The sequence below is a fragment of the Collimonas antrihumi genome, from assembly GCF_018304965.1.
Classification (GTDB): Bacteria; Pseudomonadota; Gammaproteobacteria; order Burkholderiales; family Burkholderiaceae_D; genus Collimonas; species Collimonas antrihumi.
Map to the genome: position 1 here is coordinate 1 of NZ_JAGQED010000020.1, position 13,461 is coordinate 13,461.

General features: G+C 51.9%; 13 protein-coding genes. 8 read left to right on the forward strand and 5 right to left on the reverse strand.

What is annotated here, in order from left to right:
• The first annotated feature begins 1,162 nt into the window (after window positions 1-1,162).
• The 6 genes from KHU29_RS15755 to KHU29_RS15780 all read left to right on the forward strand — a co-directional run bounded on the left by KHU29_RS15755 (window position 1,163) and on the right by KHU29_RS15780 (window position 8,003).
• Window positions 1,163-2,749: an OPT/YSL family transporter gene (locus KHU29_RS15755; RefSeq protein WP_211453715.1), complete on the forward strand. Its 1,587-nt coding sequence runs from the start codon at window positions 1,163-1,165 to the stop codon at window positions 2,747-2,749.
• 72 nt (window positions 2,750-2,821) lie between these two features.
• Window positions 2,822-4,003: an aminotransferase class V-fold PLP-dependent enzyme gene (locus tag KHU29_RS15760; RefSeq protein ID WP_211453716.1), complete on the forward strand. Its 1,182-nt coding sequence runs from the start codon at window positions 2,822-2,824 to the stop codon at window positions 4,001-4,003.
• A gap of 72 nt (window positions 4,004-4,075) precedes the next feature.
• Complete coding sequence (gene pepE / locus KHU29_RS15765; protein ID WP_211453717.1) at window positions 4,076-4,780, forward strand: dipeptidase PepE; 705 nt, start codon at window positions 4,076-4,078, stop codon at window positions 4,778-4,780.
• A gap of 70 nt (window positions 4,781-4,850) precedes the next feature.
• On the forward strand, window positions 4,851-5,804 hold the full coding sequence (locus KHU29_RS15770; protein ID WP_211453718.1) for a DUF1177 domain-containing protein: 954 nt from the start codon (window positions 4,851-4,853) through the stop codon (window positions 5,802-5,804).
• 67 nt (window positions 5,805-5,871) lie between these two features.
• Entirely contained in the window at window positions 5,872-7,029 is a 1,158-nt protein-coding gene (locus KHU29_RS15775; protein ID WP_211453785.1) for a porin, read from the forward strand.
• Window positions 7,030-7,214: 185 nt separating this feature from the next.
• On the forward strand, window positions 7,215-8,003 hold the full coding sequence (locus KHU29_RS15780) for an IclR family transcriptional regulator (RefSeq protein ID WP_211453719.1): 789 nt from the start codon (window positions 7,215-7,217) through the stop codon (window positions 8,001-8,003).
• Between the two features lie 139 nt (window positions 8,004-8,142).
• Here the strand turns inward: KHU29_RS15780 and KHU29_RS15785 are convergent, their stop codons facing one another.
• From KHU29_RS15785 to KHU29_RS15795, 3 genes are all read right to left on the reverse strand, one after another.
• Window positions 8,143-8,319 carry a hypothetical protein gene (locus tag KHU29_RS15785; protein ID WP_211453720.1) on the reverse strand — a complete coding sequence of 59 codons (177 nt, stop codon included), beginning with the start codon at window positions 8,317-8,319 and terminating at the stop codon, window positions 8,143-8,145.
• A gap of 196 nt (window positions 8,320-8,515) precedes the next feature.
• On the reverse strand, window positions 8,516-8,710 hold the full coding sequence (locus tag KHU29_RS15790; RefSeq protein ID WP_211453721.1) for a hypothetical protein: 195 nt from the start codon (window positions 8,708-8,710) through the stop codon (window positions 8,516-8,518).
• Between the two features lie 9 nt (window positions 8,711-8,719).
• Window positions 8,720-8,941: a hypothetical protein gene (locus KHU29_RS15795; RefSeq protein WP_211453722.1), complete on the reverse strand. Its 222-nt coding sequence runs from the start codon at window positions 8,939-8,941 to the stop codon at window positions 8,720-8,722.
• 250 nt (window positions 8,942-9,191) lie between these two features.
• Between KHU29_RS15795 and KHU29_RS15800 the strand changes: the two genes are divergently transcribed.
• Window positions 9,192-9,629 (forward strand): hypothetical protein, encoded by a 438-nt coding sequence (locus tag KHU29_RS15800; protein WP_211453723.1) that lies wholly within the window; start codon window positions 9,192-9,194, stop codon window positions 9,627-9,629.
• A 2-nt stretch (window positions 9,630-9,631) separates the two neighbouring features.
• Here the strand turns inward: KHU29_RS15800 and KHU29_RS15805 are convergent, their stop codons facing one another.
• Together KHU29_RS15805 and KHU29_RS15810 are read right to left on the reverse strand one after the other, a co-directional pair.
• Window positions 9,632-10,327 (reverse strand): hypothetical protein, encoded by a 696-nt coding sequence (locus KHU29_RS15805; RefSeq protein WP_211453724.1) that lies wholly within the window; start codon window positions 10,325-10,327, stop codon window positions 9,632-9,634.
• A gap of 652 nt (window positions 10,328-10,979) precedes the next feature.
• Entirely contained in the window at window positions 10,980-11,594 is a 615-nt protein-coding gene (locus KHU29_RS15810) for a hypothetical protein (protein WP_211453725.1), read from the reverse strand.
• 714 nt (window positions 11,595-12,308) lie between these two features.
• Here KHU29_RS15810 and KHU29_RS15815 point away from each other — a divergent pair.
• The gene (locus KHU29_RS15815; protein ID WP_211453726.1) at window positions 12,309-12,935 is read left to right on the forward strand and encodes a lytic transglycosylase domain-containing protein; all 627 of its coding nucleotides are present in this window, start codon (window positions 12,309-12,311) and stop codon (window positions 12,933-12,935) included.
• Window positions 12,936-13,461 lie beyond the last annotated feature (526 nt).

Consider the following 13,461-nt stretch of genomic DNA (forward strand, 5'->3'; position numbering starts at 1 on the left):
GAAGATGCCACAGCGAACATGGAAGCTGGCAGCCAACCAATTCGCCATCATGTTCGGCGAACGCTTTACCAACGCAATTGACTAACTATGAAATTCTGATCCCGCACACAGAATTCCTGACAGGTCCTTTCCCCCCGGCCTCATGTAATACCGGGACGGGATCCAGGCAGGACCGTCCTTGGTGGCCTGCCTGCAATAATTTTCCAACATATGGTCCGCTGCGGGACTGATGTCTCTCGGACGTTCGCTTCTTATCGGAACAGCCCGGCTCTTACTGAAGTCTTCGATGATTCGCGACGTCGGCATCCCGACACACTAAACACCTTCGCTCTCCCGGATTCAATTTTTGATGGCTTTGTGGCCCGTCATCGACATCTTCGCCGTGCCGTTCTCCTACAGTGTAATGGGCGAAATGTCACCGACTCGAGACGGTGCTCTGATTCTAACCTGAGTCATAGTAAGCGTCCGAGAATTCCGTCTGCTTCGTAGCGTCGTCGCTGTGCAACCAGTATCCACTGATACCAACGCGGGGAGCAACAATGACAGGACAGACCAACGAAAGTGGTGCAGTACATGAATTTGTGGGCACAATTCATTTCGCACCCAATTCAATCATGCGGACATCGGATCACGTCGTACAGACGTTACTGGGAAGACGCTTACTGTCCAAGGAACGGATCGCACGCAGAGCATCCTGCTACCAGACCAGCTCGCAGATTGCGTCAGTGAAGATAATCCGGTCGTTTCGTCAGCAAAGTCATCTTTTTTTTTTGATGATGTCGCCATAGCGATTTACCCCATTAACAACTAGACGTCCCACAACAAGCCCGCGACCCAACTTTGCTTTACGTTTCGTGTCGCATCCAAGCCACCAGGCACACGGACGATCTCCGTGTTTTGCGCCTGATAGACATCCGTCGCTTATCTCCAACATCCTCGTTTATCGCGCAACCGTTTTGGCGCGGTATGCGAATACATGATTGCTAATTGCCTAAAAGATCATATTTTCTTGGCCATAAAAATTCTCGTTGACAAATTCGGAGGTGAGTATAAGATGTCCCTTATTCAGGAACGTTGTTCCTCATATCGGTACACAGAGACCGGGATTATCAAATAATTAGGAGAAGTCATGTCTTCAGTTCGTCAGACGCCGGTCGCACCGATGTCTTCAGTCACGCAAGCGCACCCGCGCGTGCTCGAGCCTTTGATGCTCGTGGTTCTTATCGTTGTATCCATCATTGGCTCGGTTGTCGGGATCCAGTTGATTGTTACGCTGGGAATCTCTGCCAACACCTCGATCATTGGTGCATTGATCGCCATCGTCATTTCTCGTATTCCCGTCTCGCTACTCAAGCGGTTTCGGTCGGTGCATCGCCAGAATCTCGTTCAAACGGCCATTTCCTCCGCCACTTTCGGTGCTGCGAACAGCTTGTTCATCCCGATCGGCGTTCCATTTGCGATGGGGCGTCCGGAATTGATCATGCCGATGCTGATCGGCGCGACGCTAGCGATGTTCGTGGATGGCCTGATGCTTTATCGAATGTTTGATTCGAAGGTCTTTCCAGCCAGCGGAACCTGGCCAGCCGGCGTCGCGACAGCAGAATCGATCATTGCCGGCGACCAGGGCGGCAAAAAAGCAATGATGCTTGGCTTGGGTGTGTTGGGCGGCGTACTGGGATCCATGGCTGGGATACCGATGTCGGCGCTAGGCGTGGCTTTCATTGGCAACATGTGGGCGCTGACGATGTTTGGAGTCGGCCTCTTATCCCGTGGCTACGCTACGCCTTTGCTCGGGGTGGATATCAATAAGCTGTTTATCCCGCATGGTTTCATGATCGGCGCGGGAATAGTGGCCTTGGTGCAGGTAACAGTATTGGTACTGAAAAGCAGGAGCAAGAATGCGGCCGCAGAAGAGTCGTTTACTGTCTCCGATCGCAGATTCGTCAATGTGTTGGGCCAGGGGTTTGTCGCGTATCTGTTGGTGGCGCTCATAGCCGCCTTGCTCGCCGGACTCACCACTCACATGACACTGCCGATGCTTTTGGGATTTCTGCTGTTTGCAGCATTTGCAGCCTACATCCACGAATTGATTGTTGGTATCGCGGCGATGCACTCCGGCTGGTTTCCTGCTTTTGCTGTTGCGCTCATCACCCTGGTCGTCGGTATCCTGGTGGGCTTTCCGCCCACAGCCCTGGCCATTTTGGTTGGATTGAGTGCGTCAACCGGACCGGCCTTTGCCGACATGGGTTATGACCTGAAGACCGGCTACATTCTGCGCGGCGAGGGTAAGGATCGCGAGTTGGAACTGGAAGGACGACGTCAACAACTGATTGCCGGGATGATTGGCTTCGCCGTTTCGGCCACATGCGTCTGGCTTGTCCATGACAATTTTTTCGCGCGCAATCTGTTCCCACCGGTCGACAAGGTGTATGCAGCGACGATTGCAGCAGGGGTCTCGAAAGATATCGCCATGAATCTCCTGATTTGGGCTATTCCAGGCGCTCTGCTTCAATGGATCGGCGGGACAAAGCGCCAACTTGGCGTACTGATGGCAACCGGCTTGTTGATTAATGCCCCCGCCGCTGGCTGGGCGGTGTTGGCCGGATTGCTGGTGCGTTTCTTCATCGTCCGCAAATACAAGGAAGCCGGCCAGACTGCCTGCAGCACCATGGCTGCCGGATTCATTGCCGGCGATGCGCTCTTCAGCTTCTTCAAGCCGATCTTTAGCGGCAACTTCATTAGCAAGTAATTCGGCCATCACAGTCACCGCATTCAGTTTGTGGTGATTGTGCTTGCACAACCTTATCTGGAGTAACGTAGCATGAACCTCGATACCATCAGGGAAGATCTTTGCCTTGATTCCGGCATTGTCTACCTTGACAACGCTGCCGCTTCAGTGATGCCGCGCCAAGTGTTAAAAGCCGTGACCGGCTATCTGGAACGTACCGCCACGGTTGGCCCCTATCTGCCATCGTTTCGACGCGAAACCTACGCAAAACTGGAAACGATCCGCGCTTCTACCGCCGCTTTCATCGGTGCGACGACAGAGGAAATTGCATTCAACAAGAATGGATCGGAAGGCATCAGTCTGGTTGCGCAAGGCATCGACTGGCAGGAGGGCGACGAAGTCATCATCACTGATTTCGAAATGCTGAGCAACCTCACGCCGTGGCTGTTACTGCAGCAAGCGGGTCGGATCCTGGTCCGCACGGTGGTCTCCAACGCGCAAGGCTTGCTCGACCTGGAGGCATTGGCAGCCCTGATTACTCCCCGTACCCGGCTGATCTCGATCACCCATTTGCCGAATGCGACCGGCGCCGTGCAGCCGATCGCCGCCGTGTGCAAGCTGGCGCAGGAACGCGGCATCATGACCTTGATCAACGCCGCACAAAGCTTGGGCCTGATCCCGATCGATGTACGTGAACTGCGTTGCGATTTCCTGGTGGCATGCGGTCGCAAGGCACTGCGTGGGCCGGAAGGGACGGGCGTCCTGTATGTCCGCGCCGCACTGATTCCGACGCTTACTCCGGCACTGGTAGGGTGGTGGAACAGCAGCTTCGATCCGGAGCAAAATACGTTTGCGTTGCCGCTAACAGGCAAACGTTTTGAGGCAGGCTGCCCGATTGTGCCGTCAGTCATCGGTCTGGGTGCAGCGATCGACTATGCCAATCAGATTGGTGTCGACAACATTGCCCGTCGTGTGGCGCAACTGACTGCTTACACGATCGAGCGATTGCTGAGCATTCCTGGCGCGCAAATTTACGGCCCTGAGTCAATTCAGGATCGCATGCTGATTATCCCGTTCAATATAGACGGTGTTGATGCCGACAAGATTGTTCAGCATCTGGATGCCCACGGCGTCATCATCGAAGCCGGACATTTCATGGCAACGCCGATCATGAACCGTCACCAGATCAACAAAATGGCACGCATCTCGCCCCATTACTTCAATACCGAAGCGGAAATTGACAGTGCCATCGCGTTGATTAGAGAACTGCTCTGAGTCACAGATAAATGCATCGTTAGTGCTTCTTACTTACATCTTGCCACACCATTTTCACCGGAAACTACGACCATGAAACTATTACTACTTTCGAATTCGCGCAACCCTGACGGTACCTATTTGCAGCACGCGCTAGGCGCATTTGAAAAAATCAGCGAACAGCGCAAACGCGCAGTCTTTATTCCCTACGCGGGCGTGACAATTAGCTGGGACGACTACTTGAACAACGTCCGGCAGGCATTGGCGCCAGTTGGCATCCATGTCGACGGTGTGCACCAGTCCGATGATCCGATAGCTGCCATACAGGGTGCCGACCTGATCCTGGGCGGCGGCGGCAATACCTGGCGTCTGCTGCAACTTGTGCGTCAGAACGGGTTGCTCGAAGCGATCCAGGCCAAGGTCGCTGCCGATACGCCATACATCGGCTGGAGCGCCGGCTCCAACCTGGCTTGTCCGACGATACGCACCACCAACGACATGCCGATCATCGATCCAAAAGGTTTTGATGCACTGAATCTGGTGCCGTTTCAGATCAACGCGCATTACAACAACGAACTGCCCGCAGGCCATCAAGGTGAAACGCGCTCGCAGCGTATCGCAGAATTTACGCGGATCAATCCGGATATGCCGGTACTCGGCCTGCCTGAAGGTGACTGGCTGGAGATTAACGGCCAGCAGGCGACGTTATGCGGCCCCAAGCCGGCGATTCTGTTCAAAGAGGGTGCCGAGCCGCGGGAAATCAACGCTGGCGATATTTCCTTTTTGATGGCCAGGTAAGGATCGCCAGAGCGATTAACGATGACTGCCACACTAAATTGAGTTGTGAGCTGAAAGTAAGAGAAATCAAATGACAATGAAACAAACACTGGATATATACGAACTCCTTGATAGCGCGACCGTCGACGGCAATGCAATCAAGGAAATGTTTGCCCGGTTCGTCGCGCAAGGTGTAAAGGTCACCGTGACCACGGTAACCAATGAGGGCGATGCGAACGGGACGACTGATTTCATCCGGATCCTCATCCCGGGTCGCAACGGCGCTACCGCCGGCGGCACTGCGCCGACCATCGGTATCATCGGTCGTTGCGGCGCGATCGGTGCGCGACCCAACCGGATCGGCCTGGTATCTGACGCCGACGGTGTGTTGACCGCGCTTGTCTGTGCACTGAAGTTAGCCCAGATGACGGCAAAGGGCGACGCTATCGAAGGCGATGTGCTGGTGACCACGCATCTGTCGCTTGACGCATCGATCACACCACGTAAGCCGGTCGATTTCATGGGGATGCCGGTTTCTTCAGAGCTGATGAACCATTATCAGGTCGATCCCGCGATGGATGCGATCCTGTCGTTCGATACTAGCCGCGGCAATCGCATCGTCAAACAGCGTGGCTATGCGATCTCGCCGACCATCAAAGAAGGTTACATCTTACGTGTCAGTAATGATTTGGTATCACTGATGGAAGCGGCTTCAGGCCAGCCTGCAGTGACCTTCCCGATCACGATGCAAGACATCACCCCGTACGATAACGGCCTCTATCATTTCAACAGCATCATGCAACCCTGCGTCGCAACTACTGCGCCGGTAGTCGGTGTGGCGCTGATCGCGCAAGCAGTGGTAGCCGGCAGCGACAGCGGCGCCAGTCAGGAACTCGATATCGCGGCTGCCGCCAAGTTCGGCGTTGAAGTGGCTAAGCAATTTACGTGGGGGCGGTGTGAATTTCATTCGGCCACCGAGTTCGCGCAGATGCAGAAGATGTACGGTTCCATGACGGTTCTTCAAACCAATGGTAATCCGGCGTGAGTGCATGCAAACCAGAATGACAATCGGAAATGCATTTCCCGATAAAACTTACTTTAATGAGGATCAAATGAAACGAAAATTGCTTGCGCTGACCGCAATTGGCATGTCCTTTGCGCCGTTAGCCGCTTCGGCTCAACAACAATCCAGCGTCACACTGTATGGTGTGATCGACTCCGCGGTCACGTATCAAACTAACGCAAATCGGGCTGGCAATAGCGTGGTCGGACTTCAGCAAGGCGGTGAAGGTTTTCTGTCAGGTAGTCGCCTCGGCTTCAAAGGCGAGGAAGCACTTGGCGGTGACCTGAAGGCGGGTTTTGTGTTGGAAAACGGCTTTGTAGTCGACACTGGTGGTCTTGATCAGCAAAAGCAATTGTTTGGCCGTCAAGCGTTTGTGAAAGTAGGCAACAAGTACGGCGAGCTGGCGTTGGGACGGCAGTATACAACCGCGAACACGATGGCCTATTATGTCGATCCGCTAGGTGTCGGCGCTGCACCATCGAATTCATGGTTTGTCTATCTGACCGGCCAGCGCTACGACAATGCCTTGTCGTACACAGGGAATTTCGGCCGGCTAAACGTGATTGCCGAATATGCTTTTGGGGAAGTTGCCGGTCATGGAAGCCAACGGTCCTCTATGTCTGTTGGGATGAAATATGACGCGGGGCCGATTGTCGCTATCGGTGATCTTCAGCAAACGCATGATTCGCAGAGTCGAGCTGCCCGTATCTACATGACGGGATTGAAATCGTCGCTTGGCAATGCCAATCTCTTCCTCAATTATATTCACAGCGACCGCGACGCGGGATTCGACTCGACTAATGGCGGTATCGATACTTCCTCAATTACGAGTATGTCGACGCCAGTCACCAGTAGTTCTGCCGCAGCCATCAATTCAGTATTCGCATCTAGCCGGAAAGATGATTTTGTGGCAGCAGGTGCGACGTATGCAGTTTCCCCTGCTGTCTTGCTGACCGCTGCGGCAATGGGAAACCGAACCAGCGCGCAGAATTTCTCAGGTACGCGCTGGACCACTTATGCTGTTGCGGATTATGCGTTTAGCAAACGTACTGACGTGTATCTGGCTCTCGCCTATGATCGCGTCTCCGGGGATTGGTCCGGCATGTTCGCTAACAGCACCTTCAATTATGTTGGGGGAACCGGGCAGAAGCTGAACGGCAATAATTCACAGACATCGGCCATGCTAGGTGTGCGCCATCGGTTTTGACAGTTGCAATTAAAGAGGCGCATATGGGACACGACCACGTTGAGCATCTTCCAGTCACTCAGTGAATATGGGGAACAAGTGGTCGATCCCAAAAGATGGTTAGCGCGGCATAGTCAAAGCGTATCGTTGACATCGTTGGAGGTAAGCAGATAGTATGTTCCATTTATAGGCACGTCGTTCCGAATATGGGTACAGAATCTGGTGTGGCATCTGATAACGCGATAACGCTTAAAACGCTTGATAGCGCCTTGGCATTGCTTCGCTATTTTGACAGTGAGCATCGTACATGGGGCGTGCGTGAGCTAGCAAAGGCCTCCAGTATGAGTCCATCGGTTGTCCAGCGGATGCTGGTCACGATGGTTCAACACGGATTTTTAACGCAGCGCGGCAATTCCCGGCGCTACGCTCTTGGGATGGTGTTCTTCGAATATGCACAGATTGTGCGCGAAGGATTGCATCTGTCGGAGTTGATTTCGCCGGTGATGCGTCAGATCGCAACACAAACCGGCGAAACGGTTTTTCTTACAGTGCTTGACGGACTCGAAGCCGTTTTCGTGGAAATCGCAGAGTCTCCACAGAGCATCAAGCACGCCATCAACGTTGGCACGCGTGTCCCTTTGCATGCGGGCGCATTCGCCAAGGTGATCATGGCTTTCCTGAGCGAAGAAGATCAGGGGCGTATAGTTCTTCAGGGGGTAAAACGCTTTACCGAGTGGACCATTACCGATGCGAAGGCGTTAAGCAATGATCTAGCCGCCATCAAAGCTAAAGGGTGGAATTACTCAGTTGGCGAGTATGCTGAACATGTATTCGGCATCGCCGTTCCTGTCTTCGACAGTGACGGAAAGATTTTTGGGTCACTCTGTGTTTCTGGACCGGACTTCCGGATATCGGATCAAAAAGTGAGCGAGATCCTTTCCGAGCTGGAAGACAAAAAGGAACAGATCGAGCGCGCTATTCGGCAAGTTTATTAGCAGCGATTTGTCAGGCGTCACCTCGAAGAAGGGAATAGCTGTCTGGCGAATTTCATCCGTCCCTGACCGACTGACAGTATATGGGCACCGCAGGTCCCTGGTACACATGGTCAATGCCAGCGAATCATAGTTGAACCAGTCAACGACCGCCGGTGCTGATGGTCAACGTCGCCGGAATGCGCAGATAGACCTGATAAACTTCTCGGTCATCAATGGCATACGCACGCGCCAATGATCGGATTGCATCGTCCACGGTATCGCAGCTCAGGTAATCGAAGTGTTCCTGTTTGCTTGGCCTTGGAGTGTCAATGTGCATGGCTTTTTGCGGGAAACGGCTTCGTTAGCCTAGTAACGCTCTTCCCAAAAAAATACCAAATATGGGTGGTAAATGTGCGTTTGTCGAAGATCGTACTCCGACCCAGATTAATCGTGAGTGAGCGTCTTAACATCCAAATATTAGGGGTTAAGTTGGGTTTGTCGAAGAAAGACAAAACGCAGTACATTGCGTGATGTTATTTTCCGTCAATACGAAATTCGGCCGCGTTTTTGGCTTCATCAATAGCGAGCGCCTCAGTTCTGAGTGGCCGGTCGCCAATGCTACCAGTGCGTCCATCAGCAAGCCGATACCACCAAGTCCATTCGTCGCGCTTTGCCTCAGTTACATCCACGGAATAGTGAGCGCCATTGTGTTCGAAATTTTGGGACATTGCTGTCTCCTAGAGTGCGCTTCTATTTTTCTCGGACTGATCTATAAACTCCTTGGCAAACTGCAGTGCTTCTGCATATGCCAGGTCTTCGCTGTTAGCTGCAATTTCTTGATGTTTGTGCCGTAGCACCCCTTCTATCGTCACGGACCACGCTATGCCACCATGCGGGATCCGATGCAAAAACTGAACTTTAATTTCCTTGCCTTTATATGCAATGTCTCCGTGCTCCATGGTGTTAGCCCCTTTAGTGATGAATTGGCAATCCTATCATGATCGCCGCCTACCCACTCCAATGACCAACAGGCTGGCCACGCACTGAGGTAGCCGATCAGAAATATGGCAGATTCGGCGGTCGGAAACAATCGGTCGGCCGATCCTACACCAGTCTGCAGGACGTCACGTTTACCGAAGCCACAGGTCGCGTGCTGGCCGAGCTGGAACATATGGGCATCCAGCGCAACGATGTCGTTATTTTCCGAACGTGCGCACGCGCCTGGACGGTCTGCCGCGTTCGGGTGAACGCGAACCGGATGATTCCGGCGTAGCGGTGTACTGGGAAGAATGGAACGGCAAGCGCCGCGTGATGCCGATCGACATCTATACCAAGGTCGCGGACAACCTGGCGGCCGTGGCGGCAACGCTGGATGCTATGCGCGCCATTGAGCGGCATGGCGGCTCACAGATCCTCGAACGCGCCTTTAGCGGCTTTACTGCCCTGCCGGGGACAACTGGGAGCGACTCGTGGCGCCACGTGATGGGATTCGCGCACGGGGAGCCGGTCGATGCCGAGACACTACTTGTCCGCTTTCGCAAACTGGCATCTGACTGCCATCCGGACAACGGTGGCAGTGACGCCGCCATGTCAGAACTCAATATCGCGTTGGTGGATGCTCTGAATGAGATTGTGGGGGTGGCATGATGTTATCGTCCATGCGATTTATTCAGAAATTCGTCAACGGCCTTATTAAGCGTTTCGATGCTCTCTCTAGTGCCTTGATATCCTTGTCGAAGCTTACTGCCATAATCAATCAAGCTGGTGCGAAGGTCATCCACCACCCTTTTATCAAACTCGGTTTTTGTAAAATTCCAGCGAATATTCGCCGACATAAGTTCTTCAAGAAGATGGGTATTGGTTCTGATGGACAACGACAATCCTCGCGCTTGAGTATAGGTTCGTATGACATTTCTACGCAGCTGCGCATCCGGTATTTTTCCGAGTTGACCCGCGCATGCGTCATATACAACAAACGGCCGATCTGCGGGATACCGTCTACGGTTGAATATTTCACCATCGGCACTTTTTTCAAGTTCGGCGCCGACATTGAGCTGGAAACCCTCTCGAATGACGTCGATCTCATCGCGCAGGCCTTGAAGCATGGCTTCAGTTTCCTGTTGTTCCTTAGTCGCAGTAAGTTGGCGTGTTGTCGTGTACTGATAGTAGGACACAGCGACGGCCACAAAGATCGCTCCAATGGAACCTATTGCCTGCACCCATGCGGGCCAATCAGAGTTTTTAGTCGGCGGGTGATTGAGGAAAGCCCCCAAGAAATAGCCGGCTACCAGCAAGCCTACAGCAATAGCGATACCGCTCGCAGTCTCTCGGAATGCTTTACTCATAGCTCCACCTGGTTTGGAAGAATCCTACTATGACAGCAAACCTGACCAACGCAGCCAGACCGCATCATTCGAGAGATAGTGAGGGAGGCATGTCCAATCAGAAATCTCCGGATCCAAGAACGATAACGATCCCAGGATTGGTGGCGAACTGCCGCCGGCAAGATTGGTCTTGTCAATTATTTTGAGCACGAGTGACTTCCCTGCTGGCAGCTTTTTTCTGATGAAAATTCTTGCACGGAGGTCACAGCCACCAATGCAGAACCACCAAGGTACGTTATTATTGTTGATATACACACACGACCTTCTGGCTGAATCTAAACACTGTACTGCAATTTGTTTTCTGTGGTCTTTGAGATACAGTCTGGCCTGCTATTCGACGTAAAACGCTGGTTTTCGTGGTCAAAATCGTGGTCGTAGCATAAGTTATTGATTTTAAAAGGTTGAATGGGCCTGCAAAGCCGTTTACGCCGGTTCGATTCCGACCCCCGCCTCCAAAAAAACAAGTATCTAGCCCGCCTTCTGGTGGGCTTTTTGCTTTTGTGGTTAAGTATCTGTTCGCTCAAGTTGTGCCCGGATCGTCAGCGGCACGCGCGTGCCTGGCGGGACGGATGCGCAGGGCGCAAATTTTCTTTGCGTCCTGCACGAACGTGAATTACTTCATCTCTCTGGAGCGCGCTTCAATAAACTGGCTGAAATCCAGGTTGCTGCGGTATTTGCTCCAAACCGTGATCGATACCATCGCGGCAAAGCCACTCACAATCAATGCCGGATAGGCCGCCAGCAATTGCACTAGCGAGTATTTCCAGGCTAGCGGGCGACCAACGCCCAACATGGCAGCGTAAAACCAGGATACTGCCGACACAGCTCCCGCGAAAATTGCCAGCATGCGCTGGTTGAATGGCATTTGCAGCAGCGAACCCGCTTTTTCCATGGCCGGCATCACCGCACTGTGGAGAACGAAGCCATTCAGCGTCAGCAACGCCACGATGGTTAATTTGGCCTGCATTTTCGGATTGGAAAAATAGTAGGCAAATCCTTTGACGGAAACGTCAAGCCAAACTACTGCAATCCCGGTTACCCATAACGCCACGAGTGCCAGGGAAACCGTCCTTTTAAGAGAGTCCAGATGAGCTGCCTCTTGTTTCTCTACGGTATTCCCTTTTATGAGTTGCGTAACCATGGCAATGTCGCTGGTAAGAACAAGGCCTATGGCTACACAGCAAGCGATGAGATGAAGATATACGATACTCAGTCGGAATAATTCCATTGGTAGTCCTTATTTAAATCATGAAAACAATAAAACGAGATTTGCCTCTTTATTTTACGAATTTTTACAAATCATAAAGTGGCACCCTTCTAATTTCTCGGGAAGGCGGAGTAATTAATATTGCAAAATTAAAATTATTGCGAATAGTTGTTAATTCCATCAAATAAGAATTGAGGCATTCGGTCTCCTTTACAAGATAGTGAAATATCCCGCTCAAGTACCTGTTTATCAGGGGATTCATTGAAAATCCGAGTATAGGAATATACAAACTGAAGAGCGGAATTGCCGACACGAAACGAGGGAAAGCACGTGTCGAAATTTTTTGAAAAATAAACAGGGAGTTAGTTCAAATTAATTTTGATGAATAACGCGAAGTTTTTTTTGCGGAAGGTTTTAATACGTAATTACTATGGAATATTTGAATATTTTCAATTTCATGCGAGTAATTAATTACTAATTATTGTTGGTTATGAATTATAAAATTTCTATTTCAATAGACAATTTTATGATTTGGTTTTGTTTAAATATATTTTCAAAATATTAATGATGTCAAGAGTGATTGAATCACGGCCGATATTTTAATTTGGTGCAATATTATGTAATTTATTGAAATGATTCTCATTAATTATTTCAATAAAAGTGGTAATAATACCCATGCTGAATAAGGGGATTGCATCAAGTTCTTTGCGCTGAGTTTTGGCCTATATCTGTGCTATGGGAGCAAAGATGAAAAATAAAATACCATCATCTGTTTTTCTGTTGTGCTGGGCCGCGGCAGCGGTGACTTTCGTCGCGCCGGACTTTGCCTGGGCCCAGGTGTATAGCGGCATGAGTGCAGGGGGGACCATCGTCCTATCCAATTTCAGCAGCCCTGAAGCAAGGACGCTGCTGATAGCGCCTTCAAGCGCAGACAAAGCGGGATTTGATCCCGTCATGGCACCGGCCGAGAAGATTTCCGCAATTCCCAAGGCTTTCAAAGAAATGGTGGAGGAAGCTGCCCGTCTGCATGGCCTTGATCCTAATCTGCTGCATGCAATGATCAGGGTCGAATCAGGCTATAACCCGCGGGCTCTGTCTGCAAAGGGCGCGCGCGGATTAATGCAGCTGACGCCAGATACCGCCCGCCGATTTGGCGTCTCTGACGCATTCAATCCACGAGAAAACGTTCGTGCCGGCGCCGAGTACGTCCAGTGGCTGCTTAAATTATTTCAAGGCGATGTAGAGCTCGCGCTGGCCGGGTACAACGCCGGCGAGCAAGCCGTGATTCGAGCCGGCTATCACATTCCCAATTACAGCGAGACGCAGAAATATGTTCCAAAAGTGCTGGCGCATTACAAATAGGGGCGGCGCGAGCCAGAGGCAGGGTTGGGCGCATTCGCCACGGTTTTAGCAGTAGCTGTAAATACGGAGCATAGCAGCGTCGGATATATTTTTTACAAGTTCATATCGAGGTAATGATTGTTCGACTAAACTAAATTTTAGTCGGACATACCCTACCAGATTCTGCGGGTGTTCATCCACTGACGGATGGCGCCAAATGGATCAAAGTGGTAAATGAGAGCGAATGCCATAAAAAGTCCGAACGTCAAGGCATTCCACAGGGAGAGGTAGCATGCTGACCTACCGTCACATAAGTGCGTCTTGGTTATCTGTGGCTGCATTGTGCCGCGCGCCTTGCTTTGGGCGGGCTGACGCCCTGATCGGCATAGCTGCACCGGATTGCTGCGGCAACCGCGATGCCGCAGCAATTCCCGGCGATGCCCGGTCGCTTGCCCACATCCGAACCGCCCTTCCTCGTCACAGTCACCAATCGACATTCCATCCTCGCTTCCTTGCGCCGCGGCTTCGATGGTAATTCCGCAGTCAT